The 24,580-nt window shown below is 42.2% G+C and carries 26 protein-coding genes; 25 read left to right on the top strand and 1 reads right to left on the bottom strand.

Annotated features, from left to right (window positions below; genetic code table 11):
* Nucleotide 1: 1 nt before the first annotated feature.
* The 14 genes from MKZ03_RS09965 to ypjB all read left to right on the top strand — a co-directional run bounded on the left by MKZ03_RS09965 (nucleotide 2) and on the right by ypjB (nucleotide 12,664).
* Nucleotides 2-661, top strand: a complete 660-nt coding sequence (locus tag MKZ03_RS09965; protein WP_341031710.1) for a phosphoribosylanthranilate isomerase — start codon at nucleotides 2-4, stop codon at nucleotides 659-661.
* Nucleotides 642-1,841, top strand: coding sequence for a tryptophan synthase subunit beta (gene trpB / locus MKZ03_RS09960; RefSeq protein ID WP_341031707.1), 1,200 nt, complete (start codon nucleotides 642-644; stop codon nucleotides 1,839-1,841). The genes MKZ03_RS09965 and trpB overlap by 20 nt, the downstream gene beginning before the upstream one ends.
* On the top strand, nucleotides 1,838-2,641 hold the full coding sequence (gene trpA / locus MKZ03_RS09955) for a tryptophan synthase subunit alpha (RefSeq protein WP_095285333.1): 804 nt from the start codon (nucleotides 1,838-1,840) through the stop codon (nucleotides 2,639-2,641). Before trpB ends, trpA begins: the two co-directional genes overlap by 4 nt.
* A gap of 10 nt (nucleotides 2,642-2,651) precedes the next feature.
* Nucleotides 2,652-3,749 carry a histidinol-phosphate transaminase gene (hisC, locus tag MKZ03_RS09950; RefSeq protein ID WP_341031705.1) on the top strand — a complete coding sequence of 366 codons (1,098 nt, stop codon included), beginning with the start codon at nucleotides 2,652-2,654 and terminating at the stop codon, nucleotides 3,747-3,749.
* A gap of 115 nt (nucleotides 3,750-3,864) precedes the next feature.
* Nucleotides 3,865-4,980 carry a prephenate dehydrogenase gene (locus tag MKZ03_RS09945; protein WP_340973205.1) on the top strand — a complete coding sequence of 372 codons (1,116 nt, stop codon included), beginning with the start codon at nucleotides 3,865-3,867 and terminating at the stop codon, nucleotides 4,978-4,980.
* A 10-nt stretch (nucleotides 4,981-4,990) separates the two neighbouring features.
* Entirely contained in the window at nucleotides 4,991-6,277 is a 1,287-nt protein-coding gene (gene aroA, locus MKZ03_RS09940) for a 3-phosphoshikimate 1-carboxyvinyltransferase (protein WP_187703938.1), read from the top strand.
* A gap of 290 nt (nucleotides 6,278-6,567) precedes the next feature.
* Nucleotides 6,568-7,839: a tetratricopeptide repeat protein gene (locus MKZ03_RS09935; protein WP_341031703.1), complete on the top strand. Its 1,272-nt coding sequence runs from the start codon at nucleotides 6,568-6,570 to the stop codon at nucleotides 7,837-7,839.
* A gap of 75 nt (nucleotides 7,840-7,914) precedes the next feature.
* Complete coding sequence (locus MKZ03_RS09930; protein WP_008344562.1) at nucleotides 7,915-8,454, top strand: ReoY family proteolytic degradation factor; 540 nt, start codon at nucleotides 7,915-7,917, stop codon at nucleotides 8,452-8,454.
* 61 nt (nucleotides 8,455-8,515) lie between these two features.
* Complete coding sequence (locus tag MKZ03_RS09925) at nucleotides 8,516-8,962, top strand: YpiF family protein (RefSeq protein ID WP_341031701.1); 447 nt, start codon at nucleotides 8,516-8,518, stop codon at nucleotides 8,960-8,962.
* A gap of 144 nt (nucleotides 8,963-9,106) precedes the next feature.
* Nucleotides 9,107-9,613 carry a ubiquinol-cytochrome c reductase iron-sulfur subunit gene (locus MKZ03_RS09920; RefSeq protein ID WP_007500911.1) on the top strand — a complete coding sequence of 169 codons (507 nt, stop codon included), beginning with the start codon at nucleotides 9,107-9,109 and terminating at the stop codon, nucleotides 9,611-9,613.
* Nucleotides 9,614-9,615: 2 nt separating this feature from the next.
* A complete protein-coding gene (qcrB, locus tag MKZ03_RS09915; RefSeq protein ID WP_003215804.1) occupies nucleotides 9,616-10,290 on the top strand; it encodes a menaquinol-cytochrome c reductase cytochrome b subunit in 675 nt (224 codons plus the stop codon).
* Between the two features lie 43 nt (nucleotides 10,291-10,333).
* A complete protein-coding gene (locus tag MKZ03_RS09910) occupies nucleotides 10,334-11,101 on the top strand; it encodes a menaquinol-cytochrome c reductase cytochrome b/c subunit (RefSeq protein WP_003215888.1) in 768 nt (255 codons plus the stop codon).
* A gap of 100 nt (nucleotides 11,102-11,201) precedes the next feature.
* On the top strand, nucleotides 11,202-11,795 hold the full coding sequence (locus MKZ03_RS09905; RefSeq protein ID WP_334749519.1) for a DUF1405 domain-containing protein: 594 nt from the start codon (nucleotides 11,202-11,204) through the stop codon (nucleotides 11,793-11,795).
* A gap of 65 nt (nucleotides 11,796-11,860) precedes the next feature.
* Nucleotides 11,861-12,664: a sporulation protein YpjB gene (gene ypjB / locus MKZ03_RS09900; RefSeq protein ID WP_060596735.1), complete on the top strand. Its 804-nt coding sequence runs from the start codon at nucleotides 11,861-11,863 to the stop codon at nucleotides 12,662-12,664.
* Nucleotides 12,665-12,695: 31 nt separating this feature from the next.
* On the opposite strand, the gene MKZ03_RS09895 is transcribed toward ypjB, so the two are convergent.
* Nucleotides 12,696-13,568: a YitT family protein gene (locus MKZ03_RS09895; RefSeq protein ID WP_003215598.1), complete on the bottom strand. Its 873-nt coding sequence runs from the start codon at nucleotides 13,566-13,568 to the stop codon at nucleotides 12,696-12,698.
* Nucleotides 13,569-13,705: 137 nt separating this feature from the next.
* Here MKZ03_RS09895 and MKZ03_RS09890 point away from each other — a divergent pair, with 137 nt between their 5' ends.
* From MKZ03_RS09890 to dinG, 11 genes are all read left to right on the top strand, one after another.
* The gene (locus MKZ03_RS09890; RefSeq protein WP_003215805.1) at nucleotides 13,706-14,041 is read left to right on the top strand and encodes a nucleotide pyrophosphohydrolase; all 336 of its coding nucleotides are present in this window, start codon (nucleotides 13,706-13,708) and stop codon (nucleotides 14,039-14,041) included.
* 5 nt (nucleotides 14,042-14,046) lie between these two features.
* Nucleotides 14,047-14,850 carry a 4-hydroxy-tetrahydrodipicolinate reductase gene (dapB, locus tag MKZ03_RS09885; protein ID WP_058014826.1) on the top strand — a complete coding sequence of 268 codons (804 nt, stop codon included), beginning with the start codon at nucleotides 14,047-14,049 and terminating at the stop codon, nucleotides 14,848-14,850.
* Nucleotides 14,851-14,867: 17 nt separating this feature from the next.
* The gene (gene mgsA, locus MKZ03_RS09880) at nucleotides 14,868-15,287 is read left to right on the top strand and encodes a methylglyoxal synthase (protein ID WP_012010363.1); all 420 of its coding nucleotides are present in this window, start codon (nucleotides 14,868-14,870) and stop codon (nucleotides 15,285-15,287) included.
* Complete coding sequence (gene bshB1, locus MKZ03_RS09875) at nucleotides 15,274-15,978, top strand: bacillithiol biosynthesis deacetylase BshB1 (RefSeq protein ID WP_034661049.1); 705 nt, start codon at nucleotides 15,274-15,276, stop codon at nucleotides 15,976-15,978. Before mgsA ends, bshB1 begins: the two co-directional genes overlap by 14 nt.
* A gap of 2 nt (nucleotides 15,979-15,980) precedes the next feature.
* Nucleotides 15,981-17,126, top strand: a complete 1,146-nt coding sequence (bshA, locus tag MKZ03_RS09870) for an N-acetyl-alpha-D-glucosaminyl L-malate synthase BshA (RefSeq protein WP_106039206.1) — start codon at nucleotides 15,981-15,983, stop codon at nucleotides 17,124-17,126.
* The gene (locus MKZ03_RS09865; RefSeq protein ID WP_106039205.1) at nucleotides 17,119-18,321 is read left to right on the top strand and encodes a CCA tRNA nucleotidyltransferase; all 1,203 of its coding nucleotides are present in this window, start codon (nucleotides 17,119-17,121) and stop codon (nucleotides 18,319-18,321) included. Before bshA ends, MKZ03_RS09865 begins: the two co-directional genes overlap by 8 nt.
* Nucleotides 18,294-19,277 (top strand): biotin--[acetyl-CoA-carboxylase] ligase, encoded by a 984-nt coding sequence (locus tag MKZ03_RS09860; protein ID WP_034661046.1) that lies wholly within the window; start codon nucleotides 18,294-18,296, stop codon nucleotides 19,275-19,277. The genes MKZ03_RS09865 and MKZ03_RS09860 overlap by 28 nt, the downstream gene beginning before the upstream one ends.
* Nucleotides 19,278-19,474: 197 nt before the next feature.
* On the top strand, nucleotides 19,475-20,314 hold the full coding sequence (gene panB, locus MKZ03_RS09855; RefSeq protein WP_341031698.1) for a 3-methyl-2-oxobutanoate hydroxymethyltransferase: 840 nt from the start codon (nucleotides 19,475-19,477) through the stop codon (nucleotides 20,312-20,314).
* Complete coding sequence (panC, locus tag MKZ03_RS09850; RefSeq protein WP_307499821.1) at nucleotides 20,311-21,177, top strand: pantoate--beta-alanine ligase; 867 nt, start codon at nucleotides 20,311-20,313, stop codon at nucleotides 21,175-21,177. Before panB ends, panC begins: the two co-directional genes overlap by 4 nt.
* Nucleotides 21,170-21,553, top strand: a complete 384-nt coding sequence (gene panD / locus MKZ03_RS09845) for an aspartate 1-decarboxylase (RefSeq protein WP_024422780.1) — start codon at nucleotides 21,170-21,172, stop codon at nucleotides 21,551-21,553. Before panC ends, panD begins: the two co-directional genes overlap by 8 nt.
* Before the next feature lie 113 nt (nucleotides 21,554-21,666).
* On the top strand, nucleotides 21,667-24,459 hold the full coding sequence (gene dinG, locus MKZ03_RS09840) for an ATP-dependent DNA helicase DinG (protein ID WP_034661040.1): 2,793 nt from the start codon (nucleotides 21,667-21,669) through the stop codon (nucleotides 24,457-24,459).
* Nucleotides 24,460-24,580: the final 121 nt, after the last annotated feature.

The raw sequence follows: 24,580 nt of genomic DNA, 5'->3' as shown, positions 1-24,580 counted from the left end.
GATGAAGCCTTTTTTAAAATATTGCGGGGCGCTATCACAAGAAGATGTAGATTGCATTGCGCAATCTCAAGCAGATGCGATCGGGTTTATTTTTGCTCCAAGTAAAAGACAAGTCGATCCAGAACAAGTGAAACAATGGCTCACCGAGTCGCAGTGCGAGAAAGAGATTACTGGTGTATTTGTAAATGAAAAAATCCAAAAAGTGTGTGATATCACAAAGCATATTCCTTTAGATATCGTTCAGCTGCATGGAGATGAAACACGAGAGGATGCAAAAGAAATAAAACAACAAACAGGAGCGATTGTGTGGAAAGTCTTTCACCACGAGCCCGATGTAAAAGAAACACTCGATAAAATGACGGCATTTGCGCCGTTTGTCGATGGCTTCCTCATTGATGCGAAAGTAAAAGGGATGAGAGGTGGTTCTGGCACAGCTTTTACATGGGAAGCGGTACCTGTATACATTCAGCAGGCAAAACGACTGGAGAAAACATGCATCATTGCAGGCGGAATAACACCAGAAACGCTGCCAGAGCTGCTTGCCTATGGCCCAAAAGCGATCGATCTTTCAAGCGGCATAGAAGAAAACGGGAAGAAAAGCAGCGCTAAGATCAAAGCGCTCGAAGAAAGGATGTTAAACGATGTACGCATATCCAAATGAGATTGGCAGATATGGAGAATTCGGAGGGAAATTTGTTCCTGAGACGCTCATGCAGCCACTCAAAGAAATCGAACAAGCATTTAACGAATTAAAAGAAGACCCTGCTTTTGAGCAAGAATATCTTTCCCTTTTGCAAAACTATTCAGGCAGACCGACTGCGCTGACATATGCTGATCAATTATCAGCATACCTCGGCGGCGCAAAAATCTATTTAAAAAGAGAAGATTTAAACCATACAGGCGCTCATAAAATTAACAATGCACTTGGTCAGGCTCTGCTTGCAAAAAAAATGGGAAAATCAAACATCATCGCGGAAACAGGCGCTGGACAGCACGGAGTAGCAGCTGCAACGGTGGCCGCAAAGTTTGGATTATCCTGCACAGTATTTATGGGAAAAGAGGATGTGGAAAGACAATCACTCAATGTATTCCGAATGAAGCTCCTTGGCGCTGAGGTCATACCTGTCACAAGCGGGAACGGCACATTAAAAGATGCAACCAACGAAGCGATTCGTTACTGGGTCCAGCACTGCAGTGATCATTTCTATATGATCGGCTCAGTTGTAGGACCTCACCCGTATCCCCAAATCGTCAGTGAGTTCCAACGGATGATTGGTGATGAAGCAAAAGAGCAGATACTTAAAAAAGAAGGCAGGCTCCCACATAAAGTCATTGCTTGTGTCGGCGGCGGAAGTAATGCCATTGGAATGTACCGAGCGTTTTTAGATGAAGAGATTGATATTATTGGTGTAGAAGCCGCTGGAAAAGGAATCGATACGCCGCTTCATGCAGCAACCATTACGAAGGGGACAAAAGGGGTCATTCATGGATCTTTGACATATTTAATCCAAGACGAATTTGGCCAAATTATTGAGCCCTATTCCATTTCAGCTGGTTTAGATTATCCTGGGATCGGACCAGAGCACGCATATTTACATGCGAGCGGCCGTGTTCAATATCTGAGTGCTACAGATCAAGAAGCACTGGATGCGCTAAAGCTGCTGACGGAAAAGGAAGGAATCCTGCCAGCGATTGAATCAGCACACGCTTTAGCCAAGGCGTTTGAGATGAGCAGGACGATGAATGAAGATGAAATCGTCCTTGTCTGCCTGTCAGGAAGAGGAGATAAGGATGTGCATACATTAATGAATGTGCTTGAAAGTGAGGGCAAAACCAAATGATCACATTTCAATTAGAGCAAGGAGAGAAGTTATTCATCCCATTTATCACGGCAGGAGATCCGTCAGAAGAAGTCACGATTGATTTAGCTGTGTCCCTTCAAGCAGCCGGTGCACATGCGATTGAACTAGGTGTCCCTTATTCCGACCCGCTAGCGGACGGTCCTGTCATTCAAAGAGCCTCCAAAAGAGCTCTAAATCATGGCATGAATATCGTAAAAGCGATAGAATTAGCAGGGAAGATGAAAAAAAATGGTGTAAAAATTCCTGTAATTCTATTTACGTATTATAATCCTGTGTTACAATTAGACACAGAATACTTTTTCGCTTTACTGCGCAAAAATCATATTTCGGGACTCTTAACACCCGACTTGCCGTTTGAAGAGAGCAGTGAGCTGCAAAAGAACTGTCAAACTTATGACATTTCATATATTTCGCTCGTTGCACCAACCAGCAAGGAACGATTAGTAAACATTGTAGAGCAGGCAGAAGGTTTTGTGTATTGTGTTTCATCTCTTGGTGTAACAGGTGTCAGACAAACCTTTGACGAATCGATTACTGATTTTATTCAACAAGTGAAACAGCTGAGTCACATACCGGTTGCGGTCGGTTTTGGCATCTCAACAAGAGAGCAGGTAGACTCAATGAATAAACTGAGTGACGGTGTCGTTGTAGGCAGTGCACTTGTGAAAAAAATTGAAGAACTTCAAGATCAATTGTTAGCAAGTGATACACGTCAAGAAGCTTTAAGAGAATTTGAAACCTATGCAAAAACATTTAGTCCCCTCTATTCATTCAAATGAGGTGAAACTTTTGCAAATCAAAGATCAATTAAAACAACTAAAACCGTATCAACCTGGGAAACCAATTGAAGAGGTCAAAAAAGAATATCAATTAGACAAGATTGTGAAATTGGCTTCAAATGAAAACCCTTTTGGATGTTCCTTACATGCAAGAGAGGGGATACAAGCTGAGCTCGAACATTTAGCGATCTATCCAGATGGATACAGCGCAAGTTTAAGAACGGAGCTTGCTGAGTTTCTTCAAGTAAATGAAAAACAATTAATATTCGGGAATGGCTCAGATGAACTTGTGCAAATTATTGCTAGGGCATTCCTTGACCAACATACAAATACCGTCATCCCAGCTCCATCTTTTCCGCAATACCGTCACAATGCCGTCATTGAGCAGGCAGAGATTCGAGAGGTGCCGCTTTTAGACGGAGGAGCTCACGATCTGAAGGGCATGCTGGATGCGATTGATGAGAACACGAAGGTCGTCTGGGTATGCAACCCGAATAACCCGACGGGAAATCATTTGTCAGAATCTGAGCTTGTGGCGTTTTTAGACCAAGTACCAGCTCATGTGCTTGTTGTACTAGATGAAGCATATGTCGAATACGTTCGTGCGGAAGACTTTCCGAACAGCTTATCTTTATTACATTCCTATCAAAATGTCATCGTACTCCGAACGTTTTCAAAAGCGTATGGACTGGCTGCACTTCGAGTAGGCTATGGCATTGCGTCGGAAGAGCTGATTACTGCGATTGAACCAGCGAGAGAGCCATTTAATACGAGTCGTATCGCTCAGGCAGCTGCACGTGCAGCGATAAAAGATCAGGATTTCATTCAATCTTGCAGACAGAAAAATGAAGCAGGTCTCAAGCAATATCAAGAATTTGCTGACCGTTTTGGACTTTTTATTTATCCGTCTCAAACAAACTTCGTGCTGATTGATTTTAAGAGAGATGCAGATGAATTATTCAATGCATTATTGAAAAAAGGCTACATTGTTCGTTCTGGTAAAGCACTTGGTTTTCCGACTTCTTTACGTATTACGGTCGGAACAATGGAGCAAAATGCAGAAATTCTAAGTACACTTGCCGATTTAATGCAAGGCATTCGTGCGTAGCATAACCATAAAGTCATATCCTAAGGCAGGATATGGCTTTCATTGTACCAACCTCATATACATATAAGCTGTTGAAATGGCTTTTTTAATTTTCGTGAAAAAACAGGTGATGAACATGAATGATGCAAACGAAACAATATTAATCGCTGGACTTGGTTTAATTGGAGGTTCCATCGCACTGTCGATTAAAAAAGAGTATCCCCATAAAAAAATTGTAGGATACGATGTGTCCAAAGAACAAATGGTTGCGGCAACAAAGTTGGGTATCATTGATTTAGCAGCTGATTCATTTGCGGCAGGTTTGGATGAATCTGCGACTATTATATTGGCAACACCAGTTCAGCAAACAGTCAAGATGCTTCGTGATATTGCAAACTCTGGAATTGAGAGAGAGCTCACAATTACCGATGTTGGCAGCACAAAGCAAAAGGTCGTCCATTTTGCTGAAAAAACGCTTCCTAAGCACTACCAATTTATTGGTGGACATCCGATGGCAGGCTCTCATAAGTCAGGAGTCATTGCAGCGAAAGACTTTTTATTTGAAAATGCGTTCTACATTTTAACGCCGGCAAAGGAAACAAACCGCCAGGCTGTTGAACGTTTGAAGGACTTGTTAAAGGGGACAAATGCTCATTTCATTGAGATGACCCCAGAAGAACATGATGCTGTAACAAGTGTGATTAGTCATTTCCCTCATATTGTTGCAGCCAGCCTTGTGCATCAAGCACATCATTTTGAAGAACAATTCCCACTTGTCAAACGGTTTGCTGCTGGAGGCTTTCGTGACATTACACGTATTGCATCAAGCAATCCTGCAATGTGGCGAGATATCCTTCTGCACAACAAAAACAAGATTTTAGACCGGTTCCATGAATGGAAAAAAGAGATCGACCGCATTGAGACCTTTGTACAGCAAGAAGACGCTGAAGGCTTGTTCTCTTATTTTCAAGAGGCAAAGGAATATCGCGATGGACTTCCTCTTAGGAAAAAAGGTGCCATTCCTGCTTTTTATGACCTTTATGTGGATGTTCCAGATCACCCTGGGGTCATTTCGGAGATTACAGGGCATTTAGCAAATGAAAACATCAGTATTACGAATATCCGTATTATTGAAACGCGAGAAGACATTAATGGGATTTTGCGCATTAGTTTTCAAACAGATGACGACCGTAAGCGGGCAGAGATCTGTATAAAAAATAGAGCAAATTACGATACATTTTATGCTGACTGAGGTGACACACATGAAAATTCATAAAAATGCTCCTATGAATGGAGTCATTCATATTCCAGGTGATAAATCCATTTCTCATAGATCAGTGATGTTTGGTGCAATTGCTGATGGGACTACAGTGGTGAAAAACTTTCTTCCTGGAGCCGATTGTTTAAGTACGATTGATTGCTTTAGAAAGATGGGCGTTGAAATTGAACAAAAAGGGACAGATGTTGTGATCCACGGTAAGGGACTGAAAGAGCTCAAGGAGCCGTCTGACGTCCTCGATGTTGGGAATTCTGGTACAACCATTCGATTAATGATGGGAATATTAGCTGGTTGTGAGTTTCACAGTACACTGATCGGTGATGAGAGTATTGCTAAAAGACCAATGCAACGAGTAACAGGTCCACTTAAACAACTGGGAGCGAAAATAGATGGCAGAGCAAACGGCGAGTATACGCCACTGTCTATTCGTGGCGGTCATTTAAAAGGTATCTCATATGAGTCTCCGGTGGCAAGTGCCCAAATTAAGTCCGCTGTCCTTTTAGCGGGGCTTCAAGCAGAGGGAACAACAACATTAACTGAACCGCATAAATCAAGAGATCATACAGAAAGAATGCTCTCTATGTTTGGTGTAAAACTAGACGAAGATGAACAAAGTGTTTCCATTGAAGGCGGTCAAACATTAAAAGCAACAGATATATTTGTTCCTGGAGACATCTCTTCAGCTGCATTTTTCCTTGTTGCTGGATCTATTGTTCCTAACAGCCGGATTGTGTTAAAAAATGTCGGGCTAAACAAAACAAGAACGGGTATTATCGATGTACTGAAACAAATGGGTGCGAATCTTGAGATCAAAGAAGTAGATGCAAAAGACGGAGAACCGTATGGTGATTTAACGATTTCAACCTCTTCATTAAAAGGGATTGAAATTTCTGGTGACATGATTTCAAGACTCATCGACGAAATCCCGATTATAGCGCTTCTAGCGACACAAGCAGAAGGAACAACGATTATTAAAGATGCTGCTGAGTTAAAAGTAAAAGAGACCAATCGAATTGATACCGTCGTGTCAGAACTTAAAAAACTCGGTGCTGATATTGAAGCAACTGATGATGGTATGAAGATTCATGGTAAAACCACACTTCAAGGCGGCGCGGTCGTGTCAAGCTACGGAGATCACCGAATCGGTATGATGCTGGGGGTTGCTGCTTGCATCACAAAGCAAGCTGTTGAGATTGAAGATACAGATGCTGTTCGTGTATCATACCCGAATTTCTTTGAACACATTGAATACTTAACCAAAACAGTCTGAGGATGTCCTCAGGCTTTTTCTTTCCTTATGCATATTTGTAAGAAAGATAGCATAGCTTGTCTCAAGATGAAACCTGGAAAAAAATCATTTTATCCGATAAAAAAATGAATTTCAGGTGCTTACAGTTTACAAAACTTCCGTTTCGTAAAGGATGAAATGAAAAACAGTCTTTAAAACAAAAAAATGGGTTCATTTTAAAAGAGCAACATATTTGCTGGATGAGTACCTGTCGATTATGATATGAAGTAACAATAGTTTAGGTTTTTGGAAACAGAAAGGAACGGTTTGATTTGAATAGTTCATTACAAGAAGCCATAAAATTAGTTGAGGCGGGTGAGACTGAAAAAGGACTCCAAACACTTGCTCAGGCAGAAAAGCATTTGCATGATGAAGAAAAGGTGCAGGCAGCTCAGTTATATTATGATTGGGGAGATATCGATAAAGCGCGGAATCTCATCAGTGATTTACATGATTTATATCCAGAGGAAACAGGGTTAACATGTTTTTATGCAGAGCTACTGATTGACTCTGATGAAGAAGAAAAGGCGATTTCGGTATTAGAGACGATTCCTGAAGATGATGATGCGTATCCAGAGAGTTTATTGTTAATGGCAGATTTGTATCAAATGCAAGGACTATTTGAAGTCAGTGAACAAAAGCTCTTAAAAGCGAAAGAACTGCTTCCAAATGAAGCCATCATTGATTTTGCGTTAGGTGAATTGTATTTTTCACAAGGTCTTTCAAAGAAAGCCGCCGACTATTTCTACAAAGTCGCAGATCAACAACATGAGGTTGGCGGCGTCAATGTTTACCAGAGACTCGCTGAATCACTCAGCACAGCTGGAGAATTTGAAGATGCGCTTGAATGGTACGAAAAGGCAGTAAAACATCAAACAGACCCGAATACACTTTTTGGCTACGGATTTACAGCGATGAGGGCCGGCAGAACGAAAACAGCCATTCAGCAGCTTTCAGAACTAAAAGATATTGATCCGTCTTATTCGTCTCTTTATATGCCTTTAGCGAAAAGTTATGAGGAAGAAGGACTATATCAGGAGGCTTTAGAGGTAGTAAAAGAGGGTATTAAAGTTGATGAGTATAACAAAGAATTATATTTATATGGTGCAAAGATTGACTTGAAAAATGGGGATTCAGAAGATGCGAAAAAGCTGCTTCAAGAAGCACTTGCTCTTGATCCGGGATATATTGAAGCGGTTCAAACATTGCTCGCGATCTATTTAAATGAAGAGCTTTTTGATGAAATCCTGAATGTCATTAAAGAGGTTAAAAGCTTTGGGGAAGTTGATCCAAAATGGAATTGGTATGCTGCATCTGCTTCTGTTGGGCGAGAGGAATACAAAGAAGCAGCCGAGTACTTCAAGCTGGCTCTGCCTGATTTTGATGAGGAGCGTGACTTTTTATATGAATACGCTTCGTTCCTTTTAGAAGAAGGCAGACAAAAAGAAGCATTGCCGCTATTACGCAAAGTTCTTCAGAAAGATGGCACGAATGAAGAAATCGAAGAAACCATTTTAAGAATTGAAGACGAAATTTCCTTATAGTTTGCAGGAATGAAGAACTGGTTTGTTGAATAATTCATGTATAGCAATTTAATTTACGATAGAGGAGGGAATAACATGCAGACCCCTGTTTCTGTCAATGAAAAGAAGGAATTCATCCGGTGGTTTTTAAACCATTATCAGCTAAAACGAAGAGAGTGTGTTTGGATATTAAATTATTTAATGAGTCACGACTCTTTGATGGAAAAGGTTCATTTTGTAGAGCAAGCAGAATTTTGCCCAAGGGGAATCATTATGTCAACACACTGTGTGGATGAAGTTCCCTTTAGATTTTATAAAGAAAACATCATGACGACAGATGCTGAAAAGTCATTTCATGATATTCGTTTGAATAAACAGCAAGATTTGTTTATTCAATTGAATTTCCGTTCTGCTTATCGTTCGCCGGAATATGCAGCTGTGCTTGAAACAAATCCTCATATTCCAAAGGATCTTTATGAGAACGAAAAAGATAAGGATCTTGCGGAGAAAGTGCTTGAACACTCGATCGCAACGTTCCAAAAAGAACGGCTTATGAAAGAGATAGATGAGGCACTTGACCGTCATGATCAAGAAACATTTAATAAGTTAGCAAAAGAATTAAGCCTATTGTCATAAACTGAACGAATAAGCCTTGCCCTATACAGGCAGGGCTTATGTCATGAAAGAGGGGAAATTGATGAAGTTTCAAGCGGAGGATGCGGATCGCTTTTTGCAATCTAAAGATTACATTGATACCGCTATCATTCCAATAGTTGGAATAGATGCGAATCAAATCAAACAAAGTGTATCTTTAGGTGAGTTTACCATTCTTGTAGCAGAGGAACTTGAAAGGCAGCTGAAAGGGCGGGTCTTTCTTTTTCCGCCACATACATATGTAGAGATCAATGATCGAAAACTAGAAGACATCTTCACGATGAAGCAGTCGCTAGAAGATCATTTTCAGCATGTCGTGTTGATCTCATCTGATCATCAATGGAAAGAGCATGCGGCGGTTAGTGAAGCGCTATTTTTATTAAAGCCGGTTCCGCTCGAGCATTTAAAGGTAGAATTAAAGCAAAAAATCGTTCAAGACAGTGTAGAACAAATTTTGAACTTTTTGTTACAAAAGTGGAACCCTTCATAAAAACCCTTACATTTGCATTGTACATAGCTTTTTAGGCTGTTGACCTTGTGAATAGATTGATATATTATGAGGGTGTCCTAGTTTTATGAAATTTTTTCTAATTCAGTTATAAAGTAGCTGACGACCTGAGGGGGGGAGAAAAAAATGAGCGAGAAGAGACATGGAGTGTCCAGGCGTCAATTTTTGAATTACACGTTGACCGGCGTGGGGGGATTTATGGCCGCTGGAATGCTCATGCCTATGGTTCGCTTTGCGCTTGACCCTGTGCTAAAAGGAACAGAGGATCAGGATATGGTTCAAGTTGTCAGTGTAGATGAACTGACGAAGGAACCGAAGCGCTTTGACTTTAAAATTGATCAAGTAGATGCATGGTATGAGTCAAAGGAATCTAGGTCAGCATGGGTGTACAAAGAAGGGGATGAAATTGTCGCTTTATCGCCAATCTGTAAACATTTAGGATGTACAGTGAACTGGAACAGTGATCCGAAAAATCCAAACAAATTTTTCTGCCCATGCCACTATGGGCTGTACGACAAGGATGGTACAAACGTACCCGGAACTCCACCGCTTGCACCGCTTGACCATTATAAGCAGCAAGTGAAGGACGGATACCTCTATCTTGGAAAAGCTGTGCCGAAAGGGGAAGGGTAACGATGCTTAACAAGATTTATGATTGGGTAGATGAGCGGCTAGACATTACACCAATATGGAGAGATATTGCGGATCATGAGGTGCCAGAGCATGTCAATCCAGCACATCATTTCTCCGCTTTTGTGTACTGTTTTGGCGGTTTAACGTTTTTTGTGACAGTCATTCAAGTCCTTTCGGGCATGTTTTTAACGATGTATTATGTGCCGGATATTAAAAATGCCTGGGAATCTGTCTATTATTTGCAAAATGAAGTGGCATTTGGTCAGATTGTCAGAGGGATGCACCACTGGGGTGCGAGTCTAGTCATTGTCATGATGTTTTTACATACGCTAAGGGTCTTTTTCCAAGGGGCGTATAAAAAGCCTAGAGAGCTGAACTGGATTGTTGGTGTGCTCATTTTCTTTGTGATGCTTGGACTTGGTTTTACAGGATATCTCTTGCCATGGGATATGAAGGCGCTATTTGCGACGAAGGTTGGTCTTCAAATTGCAGAAGCCACACCATTCATTGGAAAAGAGATCAAAACGCTGCTTGCAGGTCATCCTGACATTGTAGGGGCACAAACGCTGACGAGATTTTTCGCTATCCATGTCTTTTTCTTGCCAGCGGCATTATTTGGGCTGATGGCTGCCCACTTTATTATGATTCGTAAGCAAGGAATTTCTGGACCGCTATAAAAAAAGTTGCGTTTGATGAATGTTCAATGAGGAGGGGATGACTTTGCATAGGGGAAAAGGGATGAAGTTTGTCGGAGACTCCAGAATTCCGGCAGAAAGAAAACCTAACATACCTAAAGACTATTCCGAATATCCGGGAAAAACAGAAGCCTTTTGGCCGAACTTTCTTTTAAAGGAATGGCTTGTAGGTGCCGTTTTTTTAATTGGATTTCTTGTCCTAACTGTTGTTCATGCACCTCCGCTTGAGCGGATGGCTGATCCAACAGATACCGGCTATATTCCGCTGCCAGACTGGTATTTCCTATTCTTGTACCAGTTATTAAAATATGAATTTGCTGCAGGAGGCTATACAGTAGTTGGCGCGATGATTATGCCTGGAATTGCGTTTGGTGCACTTTTGCTCGCACCATTTCTTGATTCTGGTCCTGAACGCAGACCGTATAGAAGACCGGTTGCAGTGGGGATGATGATCCTTGCAGTCGGCGCAGCAACATATTTAACGTGGGAGTCTGTTGCTACTCATGATTGGGAAGCAGCGGCGAAGCAAGGTGAAATTAAGAAAGAAGCAGAGATTGATACCTCAGCGGAAGAGTATAAAATTTATCAGGAGCAGACATGTATCTCCTGTCACGGGGATAACATGCAGGGCGGAGCAGCCGGACCGTCACTTGTTGACAACGGTCTTGCACCTGAGGAGATAGCTAAAATCGCTGTTGAAGGAAAAGGCAACATGCCTAAGGGTATCTTTAAAGGCAGCGATGAAGAACTTGAAAAGCTTTCTAAATATTTATCTGAGGTCAAATCTAAATAATTCAGTTGTTTAAAAGCAAGTACAAGGATATACTCAAAAGAGAAAAAGCTGGCGCTGTCAGCTTTTTTCTGATTTTAACAGATCGTGAGTGAAGAGACGTATGAGATGGATTCAATATCTGCTAGCCACGCGCTACATGCTTGTGCTAGTCCTGATGATCAATTTCCTTGGCAGTGTGTACGGCTACTATTGGTATATTCCTCAGCTTGTAGAGACGCCGGCTATCTTTTTAGCTTTTGTTCCAGACAGCCCAACGGCAAGCTTTTTCTTTTTATTTGTACTACTTGCGTTTTTGATGAAACGAAACGCTCCTTATTTTGAAGCACTTGCCCTTGTGACCTTGATTAAGTACGGGTTATGGGCTGTAGGAATGAATATCTTTGTGCTTTTATCTGTTGATGACTTTCCGTGGGAAGGATACATGCTGATTGGGTCTCACTTTGCGATGGCGGTTCAAGCTGTATTGTTTGCACCGTATTATCGTTTTAAAATGCGTCATTTGGTGGTAGCCGGCATATGGATTTTACATAACGATGTGATTGATTATGTATTTGGTATGATGCCGCGTTATTCTATGCTGTCTGCCTATTCAAACGAGATCGGCTATGTCACGTTTTGGTTAAGTATTGCTGTTCTTCTTGTTTCGTATTATCTCGTCCTATCGAAAAAATCGGTCAAGCTTGAACTCCCTTAACAATATTGGTCTAACCTTGTCCTTTTCTTCATACGCTGTATGGAGAAGGGCTAGGAGGGACTTGCATGAAACGAAAGCCAATCGCGATGATTCTATTATTTTTTCTCGTATTACAGCCATCTGTTGCCAAAGGCGAGGAAACAGCCGCTAACGTGCTGCAAGAATTAACGGAACTATCAGATTCAATCTTTCAATTAACGAGACAAGCTAAATATGATGAGGCGTTACAGGTCGCATTGTATGTTGAAAAGACATTTAAAGCTGAGAATTGGCGTGGTACTCTGACAAATACGCAGATTCGGCAAATTACACTTGGCTATCAAGATATTATAAAAGGGCTGCCGCAGGAAGAATTGAATGAGCGCGAAAAGCTTCGTTATGCCTCTCAGTTTAGAATGCTGCTCGATGCGATCCAGTCAGACTCTGAGCCTCTTTGGGGTTCGCTGGAGAAGCCCATTATGGGGTCTTTTCCTACTTTGAAAAAAGAAGTGAGGGATCCGGAGTCGACGACGTTTTATGAAACTTGGAATGAGCTGGTTTCTTTATACGATATGATATACCCTAGTTTAACCATTGATGTTTCGCCTGAAAAGCTGCAAACGATTAAGCAGCATATGGAAGTGATTGAGCAAGGTGAATTTTTAAAAGCATCAAGTGGGACAAAGCTTGAGCGTCTCACGAAGCTCGAAGAGGATTTATCGAGTGTGTTTGCTCACGTCGATCAAGATGAAGCTGATCCATCGCTTTTATGGGTCATTTTAACAACAGGGAGTATCATTTTATTAACGTTAACGTATGTTGGGTTTCGGAAATACCGTGCTGAAAAAGAGAAGAAGCAAAAGCGTCAGGCTGATTATCCGAAATCATAAAAAAAGAAGCACCATTTTTGGGCTTCTTTTTTTAATGCGGATTAAGCGGCTTTTTGTGTTCATCTAATGTGAAGCCTTCACCAAGCACATCATGCACGTCACTGACGGATACAAATGCATGAGGATCGACTGAGGTCACGACGCTTTTGAGATGGACAAGCTCGTTTTTCGGGACGACGCAATAAAGGACGTTGCGCTCCTGTTTTGTATAGGAACCAACCCCTTTTAAAATGGTCACACCGCGCTCCATTTCCTCTGTGATTTTCTTTTGAATGATGTCATCTTTTTCAGAGATAATCATGGCGCCTTTGGCTGCGTAAGCGCCTTCTTGCATGAAGTCAATGACCTTTGCGGCAACAAACACTGCGACGAGTGTATACATGGCTTCTTTGTAATTTAAATAAGTAAGAGAAATCGTAATGACACATGCGTCGAAGATGAACATTGTTCGTCCCATGGCCACCTGATAATGCTTGTTGATGAGTCTTGCGATGATGTCCACGCCGCCGGTTGTACCGCCGAACTTAAAGATGATCCCGAGGCCTGTTCCGATAAACACACCAGCAAAGAGCGCGGCTAGAGCCAAATCGTGCTGGAGAGGCATATGTATTTGAAAGCGCTGGAAGATGGCAAGAAAGACAGAAAGACTGACGGTTCCTACAATTGTATAAGTAAACATGGTTCTGCCGAGCATTTTCCAGCCGATAAAAAAGATCGGAATGTTTAAGACAAGGTTTGAAATGGATGGATCAATGTGAAATAGAAAATATAGAAGCAGTGTAATACCTGTAAATCCGCCTTCCGCCAAATTGTTCTGCATATTAAAATGAACAAGACCGAAAGAAAAAATCGCAGATCCTATTAAAATAAATACGATATTTTTAAGACGAATTTCTTTTAGCAAGAGACCACTCCTTTTTTTGCTTAGACAGCGATAATATTATATGGTATGGGAGAGAAACAAGCAAACTGAGTCTTAAACATTTGTCAAATATTTATGATTTCGCTAACATGTAAGAGATGGATAGGAGGATGAGCTTCATGACGAATGAAAAAACGCTGCGTCACGTGCAGCAAGAAGTAGATGATTACATAGGACAATTTAAAGAAGGCTATTTCAGCCCGCTTGCCATGATGGCCCGTCTGACAGAAGAATTAGGCGAGCTAGCAAGAGAGGTTAACCATTACTATGGAGAAAAGCCGAAAAAAACAACGGAAACAGAAAAAAGCATGGAAGAAGAAATTGGCGATGTTTTGTTTGTGTTAACATGCCTCGCTAATTCACTAGATATATCACTAGAGGAAGCACACGATCGTGTGATGCATAAATTCAATACAAGAGACAAAGACCGCTGGACGAAAAAAGAAGGGAAGTAGAGACGATGACGAACCAAACCATCAAAGTAGTAATCGCTGGAGCAAGAGGAAGAATGGGGATAGAGGCTGTGAAGCTGGCAGAAGAAACGAGCCATTTTGAGCTTGTGGCAGCCCTTGATCACGCGCACGAAGGAAAAAAATTATCTGATGTGATTCATACGACATCTGAGGCGCCAATTTATACAGATATTGATGTGTGTCTTTCAGAGACAGCACCTGATGTATTAATTGATTTGACGACACCAGAAATCGGGAAAGTACATACAAAAAAGGCACTTGAACATGGCGTCCGACCAGTCGTAGGAACCACTGGATTTTCTGAAGCTGACCTGAAAGAGCTACAGCAATTAACAGAAGAAAAGGGCATAGGCTGTATTATTGCGCCAAACTTTGCTGTCGGTGCGGTCTTAATGATGAAGTTTGCCAAAATGGCAGCGAATTACTTTCCTGACGTTGAAATCATTGAGCTTCACCATGATAAAAAACTAGATGCTCCGAGCGGTACAGGGCTTAAAACAGCTGAAATGATTGCAGAAGTCAGAGAAAGCAAAAAGCAGGGACATCCAGAAGAGAAAGAATTAATCGAAGGTGCACGAGGCGCAGATTATGACGGTATCCGTCTGCACAGCGTAAGACTTCCGGGTATGATTGCACATCAAGAAGTACTGTTTGGAATGGACGGACAGACGCTCACAATTCGCCATGATTCTTATAACCGTGCATCATTTATGTCAGGTGTGAAGCTTTCAGTTGAACAGGTCATGCACATTGATCAGCTCGTCTATGGTTTAGAAAATATCATCGACTAATAAGGAGTGGATTCCTGATGAACATTGCTTTAATCGCTCACGATAAGAAAAAAAGTGACATGATCCAATTTGCCATTGCGTACCGTGATATATTGGCAGATCATACACTTTACGCAACAGGGACAACAGGTTTGAGAGTGAAAGAAGCGACGGGGCTTCCCATTCATCGTTTCCAGTCAGGACCACTTGGAGGAGATCAGCAGATTGGTGCTTTAATTGCTGATAATGCAATGGATCTTGTGCTCTTTTTTAGAGACCCGCTTACCGCGCAGCCGCATGAACCGGATGTATCTGCACTCATTCGGCTTTGTGATGTGTATACCATTCCACTAGCCACCAATATGGGGACCGCTGAAATTTTAGTCAGGAATTTAAATAAAGGCACGTTTGATTTTCGAGATGTAGCAAAAAACGGAGGAACAAATGAAACGACTTGATATCCTTGCATTCGGTGCCCACAGCGATGATGTTGAGATCGGTATGGGCGGAACGATTGCAAAATACGTAAAAAAAGGGGCGCGTGTCGGGATTTGCGACTTGACCCAGGCCGAATTATCTTCGAATGGAACGGTAGAGAGCCGTAAAGAGGAAGCAAAAGCTGCTGCCGCCATTTTAGGTGTGTCAACGCGAATCCAGCTCACACTGCCAGACAGAGGACTTTATCTAAATGACGAAGCGATGAAGGACATTGCAGGCGTGATTCGAACATACAAGCCGAAACTGATTTTTGCTCCGCATCACCAAGATCGGCATCCAGATCATGGTCATGCGGGCTCACTTGTAGAAGAGGCTGCTTTTTCGGCAGGTATACATAAATTTGAAGATTCATACAAGCAGCCAGCGCATAAAATAAGTCAGATGTATTATTACATGATTAACGGCCATCATCGTCCAGATTTTGTGATTGATATTTCTGAGGAAATGCACCAAAAAATTGATAGCTTGCATGCGTATAAAAGTCAATTTGTTAAATCGGCGAATTCAGTTGAGACACCTCTTGTGAACGGTTATATTGATTTTGTCAAAATGAGAGAGTCTATGTATGGAAGGGAAGTCAATAAAGCTTATGCAGAAGGGTTTATCACAAAGAAACCACTTTTGATAGATGACGACTTACTTGGGGGGTAATTATGAAAAAACTGAAGGTCGGAATCACTTGTTATCCAAGTGTCGGCGGCTCGGGCATTATTGCTACGGAACTTGGAAAACGTTTAGCTGAAAAAGGGCACGATGTTCATTTCATTACCTCAAGTATTCCGTTTAGGCTCAATAAAGTGTATCCGAATATTTATTTTCATGAGGTGGATGTCAATCAATATGCTGTTTTTCAATATCCGCCTTATGACCTTGCATTAGCAAGTAAATTGGCAGAAGTCGCAAAACGAGAGAAGCTTGATATTATTCACGCGCATTATGCGGTTCCGCACGCCGTCTGTGCGTTCTTAGCGAAGCAGATGACGGGACACTCTGTGAAAGTCGTCACGACGCTTCACGGGACGGATATTACGGTATTAGGCTATGATCCATCACTAAAGGAAGTCATTCGATTTGCGATCGAATCATCAGACCGGGTAACGGCGGTGTCGCATTCATTAGCTGCGCAGACGTACGACCTCATCAAACCAAATAAAAAGATCGAGACGATCCATAATTTTGTCGATGAACGGGTGTATTTGCGCGAAGATCACGAAGTGCTAAAGACACATTATGGTCTTTTACCGGACGATAAGGTCGTCATCCATGTATCAAATTTTCGAAAGGTCAAACGGGTGCATGATGTCGTTCATGTGTTTAAAAAGATCTCAGAACAGGTGCAGGCAAAGCTGCTGCTCATCGGTGATGGTCCTGAAAAATCGGTCGTATGCGAACTCGTGAAAAAACTGGGGCTGACAGACCGCGTGTTATTTTTAGGAAAGCAAGAGAAAGTAGAAGAGCTGTATTCCATCAGTGATTTGAAGCTGCTTCTTTCTGAGAAAGAGAGCTTCGGACTTGTGCTTCTTGAGGCGATGGCATGCGGTGTCCCATGTATTGGGACTGATGTTGGCGGGATTCCAGAGGTCATTACACATGGAGAAACAGGTTTCCTTGTCCCGCTCGGCGATATAGACGCGGCAGCTAAACACGCAGTCTCTATACTCAAAGACAAAGCGCTTCATGAACAAGTGTCTGCGTCGGCTCAGTCTAGTGTTCAGGGCCATTTCTCTTCTGAAAAAATTGTGAGTGAATATGAAAAGCTTTACCTAGAATTGATCGAAGGTGATGATGAACATGAATGAACCATTCACACATGCGATCCCTATTTTACATACACTGCACGAACATGGGCATCAGGCTTACTTTGTCGGCGGAGCAGTGAGAGATGTCCTTTTAGGCAGGGAAATCGGCGACATCGATATAGCAACAGATGCAACGCCTGATACGGTCGAATCCTTATTTGAAAAAACAGTTGATGTTGGCAAAGAGCATGGCACTGTCATCGTGTTACATGATGGGGTCAGCTATGAGGTGACGACGTTTCGAACTGAATCAGAATATGAAGATTTTCGCAGACCGAAAGAAGTGGCGTTTATCACATCATTGAAGGAAGATCTTTTAAGAAGAGATTTAACGATCAATGCGATGGCCATGGATATAAATGGGGAGATCATTGACCATGTAGGGGGCAAACAGGATATTGAGCGGAAACGAATTCAAACCGTAGGAGATCCTGCGTGCCGCTTTCAGGAAGACGCGCTTCGTATGATGAGAGCGGTCCGTTTTTTAAGCCAGCTTGGCTTTGAGCTCGCTGCAGAAACGGCTGAAGCGATGAAAAAAGATAAGCACCTGCTTGCCAACATATCAGTTGAACGCAAAAAGATTGAAATGGAGAAGCTTTTAAAAGGCCGTTATTGTGAGCGGGCGATTAAGGTGCTCATTTCTACCAAATTGTATGAAGAATTGCCGGGTCTCAAAAAGGATGGTCTGCAAGAATCCTTTCAATCATTTCCGTATTATTTACTGGATGGACTAGAAGAAGTATGGGGGGCTGTTATCCATTTGCTTGGCTTAGATGAAGCGGAGGCTGTGCTCTTCTTAAAAGAATGGAAGCTGTCAACAAAGCTTTTGAAAGACGCGGTGGCGATTAGCCAATACGTCGATTGTGACTGGGATGCGGAGAAGATGTTTGAGGCTGGTGAACACGTGCTCTTATCTAGTTTGAAGATCTCACAGCTAAAACACGAGCGTCGCATTTTCTTTGACGAGCTTGAGGCAGCGAAGCGTTCTTATGATGCCCTGCCGATTAAAACGCTTCAAGACCTCGCTGTTTCAGGAAAAGATTTAATGGCCTTTCGGCAAAAGACATCAGGAAAATGGATCGCAGAAGAGCTCGATTTGGTGAAAAAAGCCGTTCTGCAAAATCATTTGGAAAACCGAAAAGAAGCCATAGAGGAGTGGCTTACAGCATGCGATCAGCAATTAGAAAACGATTAATCGAACTATTTACAGCATCAAGTGAGGACTTTGTCTCAAGTCAGCAAATATGTGATGAGCTTGGCTGTTCTCGAACGGCTGTCTGGAAGCATATAGAGGGCCTCAGAAAAGAGGGCTATGAGGTAGAAGCCGTCAGAAGAAAGGGGTACCGCCTGCTTCGTAAACCGGACAAAATTAGTGAGGATGAAATTCTGTTTGGTCTAGAAACAGAGAGCTTTGGCAGGCACATTTATTTTCAGAAAGAAGTCGCCTCCACACAGCTGATTGCCCATGATCTTGTAAATGAAGGTGCGCCCCACGGTACGCTCGTTGTCAGTGATCATCAGACAAATGGGAAAGGCCGCCTTCAAAGAACGTGGCATTCACCAAATGGGACAGGCATCTGGATGAGTCTCGTTCTACGGCCTGAAATTCCGCTGCACAAAGCGCCGCAGATGACGCTTTTAGCATCTGTAGCCATCGCAGAAGCCATTGCAGAGCAAACAGGACTCAGTCCATCCATTAAATGGCCAAACGATATTTTGTTAAACGGGAAAAAGGTCGTTGGCATTCTGACTGAATTAAAAGCAGAGGCGGACCAGGTTCATGCGGTGATTATTGGCCCGGGCATTAATGTGAACCAAACGGCTGATGACTTTCCGGATGAACTAAAGGATGTCGCCACAAGCCTGCGAATGGAACTGAATGAAAAAGTGGACCGTGCTGCCCTCATACAACAGATCATGTCCACCTTTGAAAAAAGGTATGACGATTATATGAAGCATGGATTTACACCGATTAAACAATTATGGGAATCGTTTGCGATGACGATCGGTCAGCATATTGTTGCCCGCACCGTCAATGGGCAATACACTGGAAAAGCGCTCGGAATCAATGAAGAAGGTGTTTTATTGCTTGAAACGGAGGAAGGTATTCAAAAAATCTACTCCGCAGACATCGAGATAAAGTCAACTTAAGTGGAACACCCGGCACATTTTTGATATACTTCGTGTGGGCAGTATCTGAAAAAGAGCTGTACCTGTAGAAACAAAAATTTGATAAATTTCTGCCTTGATCCTAAGGGACTTGGACAGAGGGATGATTCGCCGCGCATGAGAGATCAAAACATGTGATGTGAGGCAAGCCATCTCCTCTCCAGAATGAGGAGGAACAAATGAAGACAAAGCTAGATTTTTTCAAAATGAAAGAACAAAACGAACCGATTGTGATGCTGACAGCATACGACTATCCATCTGCAAAGCAAGCAGAAAAAGCGGAAGTCGACATGATCTTAGTTGGTGATTCACTTGGGATGGTTGTACTTGGACTCGATTCGACAGTACAAGTCACAATCGATGACATGATTCATCACACAAAAGCAGTGAAAAGAGGCGCAAAAGACACATTTATTGTGACGGATATGCCATTTATGTCTTACCATTATTCATTAGCAGAAACATTGAAAAACGCAGCACGCATCATGCAAGAAAGCGGTGCGGATGCCTTAAAGCTAGAAGGCGGAGATGGCGTATTTGAATCCATTCAAGCTCTCACAAGAGGCGGGATTCCTGTCGTCAGTCATTTAGGCCTCACACCTCAGTCAGTTGGAGTACTTGGCGGATATAAAGTGCAAGGAAAAGACCACGAAAGTGCGCAGAAATTGATTGAAGACAGCTTAAAATGTGAGGAAGCTGGTGCGATTGCACTTGTGCTTGAATGCGTACCTGGTGAACTGACAAAACGAATTACCGACATGCTGAAAATTCCTGTCATCGGGATTGGTGCAGGAGCTGAGGCAGACGGACAAGTTCTCGTTTACCATGATGTGGTAGGATACGGGGTGTCTAGAACACCTAAGTTTGTGAAACAATACGCGCAAATTGATACTATACTAGAAGAAGCGCTTATTCAATATACGAAAGAAGTAAAAGCACACACATTTCCAGAAGACAAGCATACATTTCATATCAAAGAAGAAGTCCTTAATGGTTTATATGGGGGTATGAAAAAATGAACGTTGTCACCCATATTCACGAGCTGAAAGAATGGATCAAACATCATCAAGAAAAACAGCATTCCATCGGCTTTGTCCCAACGATGGGCTTTCTTCATGAAGGACATCTGACGCTCGCGAAAGAAGCAAGGGATCAAAATGACATTGTGGTAATGAGCATCTTTGTCAATCCTTTGCAATTTGGACCGAACGAAGACTTTGAATCCTATCCAAGGGATATGGAAAGAGATCAGCGCCTTGCAGAAGAAGCAGGTGTGGATATATTATTTACACCTGATGTGAAAGAAATGTATCCAAATGATCCATCTATCACGATGACGGTTCAAAAGCGGACTGATGTCTTATGCGGGAAAAAACGTCCAGGACATTTCGATGGCGTTGTCACTGTGCTTACAAAGCTATTTCATCTTGTAGCACCAACAAATGTATACTTTGGTCTAAAGGATGCACAGCAAGTCGCTGTGATCGATGCGATGATCAAGGATTTCTTCTTTGATCTTCACCTTGTATCTGTGCCGACAGTTAGAGAAGAAAACGGTTTAGCGAAAAGTTCAAGAAATGTGTACTTATCTGAAAAAGAAAGACAAGAAGCACCTGCTTTGTACCGCGCATTGAAAAAAGGACAGTCAGCGGTTGAAAAAGGTGAACGTGACGTCAGTCGTATTTATCAGTTGGTAGAAGAGGAAATTCTTCAAACGAGCGGGGAAATCGATTATATTGAGATCTACTCCTATCCAGAGCTTGAGCCGCTTCAGCAGTTGGCAGGTCAGGTCATCATTGCGATTGCGGTGAAATTCTCACGGGCAAGGCTGATTGATAATGTGATATTCCATGTTCCTGAAAGCGGTGAAAAACATGTATAGAACCTTTATGACCTCTAAACTTCATAAAGCGACGGTAACAGAAGCAAACTTACATTATGTAGGAAGTATCACCATTGACGAAGATTTACTTGATGCGGCAGGCATGATGGCAAATGAGAAAGTACAGATTGTCAATAATCACAATGGCGCGAGACTTGAAACATATATTATTCCTGGTGAAAGAAAGAGCGGTGTCATTTGTCTAAATGGCGCGGCAGCAAGATTGGTTCAGCCGGGGGATGAAGTGATTATTATCGCTTATGGGATGCTCTCAGAAGAAGAAGCAAAGACACATACACCAAAAGTGGTCGTATTAAATAAACAAAATCAAATTGAACAAATGATTGGGCAAGAGCCTGCGAGAACGATTTTATAACGCATGCTGCAAGGAAACAGAACAGTTTTAAGAAAAGAAGCTGTTCTGTTTCAGCTATTTTGCCCAGAGCGTGTTTCACTTCGAGTGAAACGAGGAATTGAGGTGTCCATTTTATGGCCGATCAAAGGTTTGTTGTCGTTGATATTGAAACCACCGGAAATTCACCCAAAAAGGGTGATAAAATCATTCAAATTGCTGCGGTGGTCATTGAAAATGGACAAATTGTCGAACGGTATTCAAAATATGTGAACCCGGGAAAAGCGATCCCTGGATTTATTGAACAGCTGACAGGTATTCAGCAGCACATGGTTAACGATGCAGTGTTTTTTGAGGACATTGCCCAAGAGGTGTATGATCTTATTCAAGGCGCTTATTTTGTTGCGCACAATGTTCATTTTGACTTGAATTTTTTAAATGATGAACTAAAAGCATGCGGGAAAAATGAGCTGGATGTGCTAGCGATTGATACAGTTGAGATTTCTAGAATTCTTTATCCAGAGCTTGAAGGTTATAAGCTCACTGAATTAAGTGAAGAGCTCATGCTTCCACATGACCACCCGCACCGGGCGGATAGTGATGCGGAAGTTACTGCCATGTTATTTTTAACCTTATTACATCAATTAACACATACACCGCCAAATGTGCTAAAGCAGCTGCGCAGATTATCCTCTTATCTCTTAAGCGATATAGGACTTTTAATACAGCAGCTTGAAACGAGTCGTGCTAGCCGTGAAGATTCTTTGGTAGAAGTGGGCTCTTTTGCTGTAAAAGATGTCACCAACCCTGAAACGGATACGACAGATTCAGTAGGGGAAGACGATGAACAGCTGTTTGAGGAGATCAAAAAGAAGCTTCCCCAAACAGTGGAAGGCTATGAAGTAAGAGAAGGCCAGCTCACGATGATGAATAAAGTGAGAGATGTGTTTCATGAAAGGGCCTATGCTTTAATTGAAGCGGCACCAGGTATTGGAAAAACGCTGGCATACCTCATACCAGCTGCACTAGAGGCAAAGAAATCAGGAAAACCTGTCATTATTAGTACATATTCCATTCTTTTGCAGCAGCAAATGCTTCAGCGCGATGTGCCGATTTTAAATCAATTGCTTCCGTTTGAGCCAGCTGCCTGTGTATTCAAAGGACGGGCGCATTATATTTGCTTAGATAAGTTTGAGCATGTGCTGCATGAGGAAGATGATAACTATGATGTGGTCTTAACGAAGGCGCAAATATTAATGTGGCTTCTTGTCACAGAAACGGGTGATTTATCTGAACTGAATTTACCGTCAGGAGCTGCCAATATAAAAGACCGTATTTCGTGTGTGCACATGCCGTTTACATCAAAAAAGCGCCGCTTTAAAGAATACTGCTTTTATGAACGCGCCAAAAAAAGAGCCAAAACAGCCAATTTAATTTTAACAAATCATCGCCTGCTCTTATCACAAACGGAAGCATCGTCTATCTTTCAGCATGCAGACGTATATGTGATTGACGAGGCTCATCAATTTGAGAAAACAGCCAATGAAACACTAGGAGATAGTGCGTCGTATATCCAGCTTCATGCGAAATTAACGCAGCTTGGCTCCTTACAGGGCGGTCTTTTAAACAAGCTGAAAAAGAGATTTCACGGTGCAGGTTTACAGACGGACACCTTTATCGAAATGGATGAGTATCTTCATCAGCTTCAAATGGAAAGTGACGCCTTCTTTAGTACAGTTCATTCTTTTGTCAAAAGGACAAAACCAAAAGCAGACATCAATCGTCTCATTCATAGAGTACGTCATCATTCGAAGCATGCGCAGTGGAAACGGATTAAAGAGACGGCAAGTAAGCTTTGTTCCTTGTTAATTGCTTGTGAAAAGCTGTATGAGCAGCAAAAAAGCGAGCTTCTTCAAAAAAGTGATCAGCTGACAGAACACTTTGCGTTTGAAGCAGAGGAATACGATCAAGTGATGTCGTTTATGCATACATTTTGCAGTACGCTGTACCGGTTTATTTTTGAACCGAAAAACGATGAAACGGTTTGGATTGAGATTGATGCAAAGGGTGCCAAAAATGCTGTCTTTATGCATGCACAGCCGCTAGATACAGGAGAGCTTTTAGCTGATCGTTTTTTTATGAACAAAAAAAGTGTTGTTCTCACATCAGGAACACTCACAATCAATGGGCGCTTTGATTATTGCTTAGAACGATTTGGTCTGCAGGATTTTTATCCGCATCTTGTACAGATTGAGTCACCGTTTGAACTTGAAAAACAGCTCAAGGTGATTGTACCAGCTGATATGCCGCCGATTACGAACCGTGATGAGCACGACTATGTAGAGCAAGCAGCACGGTACATTAAGGTGATGGAAAAGCAGCATCAAGCGAAGATATTGGTGTTGTTTAATTCACATGAGATGTTAAAAGCAGTGTATGAAGAGCTGAAAACAGAAGGGATGCAAGCCGCCCTTTTTGCTCAAGGTCTGACGGGCGGGAGCCCTGTTAAATTAACGAAAATGTTCAAATTAGCAAAACATGCGATTTTACTTGGTACGGGTAGTTTTTGGGAAGGTGTCGATTTTCCTGGATCAGAGCTGACAACAGTCATTATGGCACGTCTCCCGTTCAGGCCGCCTGATTCACCGCTCATTGAAGCAAAATGTGATGCCGCTAAAAAACAGGGGAAGAATCCGTTTAAAGCCGTTGCTCTCCCAGAAGCTGTGCTAACCTTTAAACAAGGTGCAGGACGCTTGCTGCGCTCTGAAAAAGACATAGGTACATTGCTCATTTTAGACCGCCGAGTGAAAACCGCTTCATATGGAAAGCTATTTTTAGAATCACTCCCTCATGCGCCAGTCCACGAGATGTCAAAAGAATCACTTGAGGCGTATATAGAGAAGCTCAACAACGAAAAGCCGCTGTCATAAGCGGCCTTTAGCTGGTGTGGGTTTGGAGTTAATTTATCGTAACGGCTTTTTGTGTTCCGTTGTAAAAATAGTATCGGTTCCCGCGCCGAAAAGTATGACTAACAATATTTACGTACCGAGG

It is taken from the genome of Bacillus sp. FSL R5-0431, from assembly GCF_038002985.1.
In the GTDB taxonomy this organism is placed as follows: domain Bacteria; phylum Bacillota; class Bacilli; order Bacillales; family Bacillaceae; genus Bacillus.
The sequence above is the reverse complement of the archived record's forward strand: the minus strand, read 5'-3'. Positions and strand labels throughout refer to the sequence as shown.

Bases quoted from the DNA above. Each gene is read 5' to 3' on its own strand.
- bshB1 (WP_034661049.1), top strand. From the start codon at position 15,274: ATGAAACGACTTGATATCCTTGCATTCGGTGCCCACAGCGATGATGTT.
- MKZ03_RS09945 (WP_340973205.1), top strand. From the start codon at position 3,865: ATGAATGATGCAAACGAAACAATATTAATCGCTGGACTTGGTTTAATT.
- MKZ03_RS09965 (WP_341031710.1), top strand. From the start codon at position 2: ATGAAGCCTTTTTTAAAATATTGCGGGGCGCTATCACAAGAAGATGTA.
- trpB (WP_341031707.1), top strand. From the start codon at position 642: ATGTACGCATATCCAAATGAGATTGGCAGATATGGAGAATTCGGAGGG.
- MKZ03_RS09860 (WP_034661046.1), top strand. From the start codon at position 18,294: ATGCGATCAGCAATTAGAAAACGATTAATCGAACTATTTACAGCATCA.
- panB (WP_341031698.1), top strand. From the start codon at position 19,475: ATGAAGACAAAGCTAGATTTTTTCAAAATGAAAGAACAAAACGAACCG.
- aroA (WP_187703938.1), top strand. From the start codon at position 4,991: ATGAAAATTCATAAAAATGCTCCTATGAATGGAGTCATTCATATTCCA.
- panC (WP_307499821.1), top strand. From the start codon at position 20,311: ATGAACGTTGTCACCCATATTCACGAGCTGAAAGAATGGATCAAACAT.
- MKZ03_RS09905 (WP_334749519.1), top strand. From the start codon at position 11,202: ATGAGATGGATTCAATATCTGCTAGCCACGCGCTACATGCTTGTGCTA.
- bshA (WP_106039206.1), top strand. From the start codon at position 15,981: ATGAAAAAACTGAAGGTCGGAATCACTTGTTATCCAAGTGTCGGCGGC.
- MKZ03_RS09930 (WP_008344562.1), top strand. From the start codon at position 7,915: ATGCAGACCCCTGTTTCTGTCAATGAAAAGAAGGAATTCATCCGGTGG.
- ypjB (WP_060596735.1), top strand. From the start codon at position 11,861: ATGAAACGAAAGCCAATCGCGATGATTCTATTATTTTTTCTCGTATTA.
- MKZ03_RS09920 (WP_007500911.1), top strand. From the start codon at position 9,107: ATGAGCGAGAAGAGACATGGAGTGTCCAGGCGTCAATTTTTGAATTAC.
- dinG (WP_034661040.1), top strand. From the start codon at position 21,667: ATGGCCGATCAAAGGTTTGTTGTCGTTGATATTGAAACCACCGGAAAT.
- panD (WP_024422780.1), top strand. From the start codon at position 21,170: ATGTATAGAACCTTTATGACCTCTAAACTTCATAAAGCGACGGTAACA.
- MKZ03_RS09925 (WP_341031701.1), top strand. From the start codon at position 8,516: ATGAAGTTTCAAGCGGAGGATGCGGATCGCTTTTTGCAATCTAAAGAT.
- MKZ03_RS09890 (WP_003215805.1), top strand. From the start codon at position 13,706: ATGACGAATGAAAAAACGCTGCGTCACGTGCAGCAAGAAGTAGATGAT.
- trpA (WP_095285333.1), top strand. From the start codon at position 1,838: ATGATCACATTTCAATTAGAGCAAGGAGAGAAGTTATTCATCCCATTT.
- qcrB (WP_003215804.1), top strand. From the start codon at position 9,616: ATGCTTAACAAGATTTATGATTGGGTAGATGAGCGGCTAGACATTACA.
- dapB (WP_058014826.1), top strand. From the start codon at position 14,047: ATGACGAACCAAACCATCAAAGTAGTAATCGCTGGAGCAAGAGGAAGA.
- MKZ03_RS09865 (WP_106039205.1), top strand. From the start codon at position 17,119: ATGAATGAACCATTCACACATGCGATCCCTATTTTACATACACTGCAC.
- mgsA (WP_012010363.1), top strand. From the start codon at position 14,868: ATGAACATTGCTTTAATCGCTCACGATAAGAAAAAAAGTGACATGATC.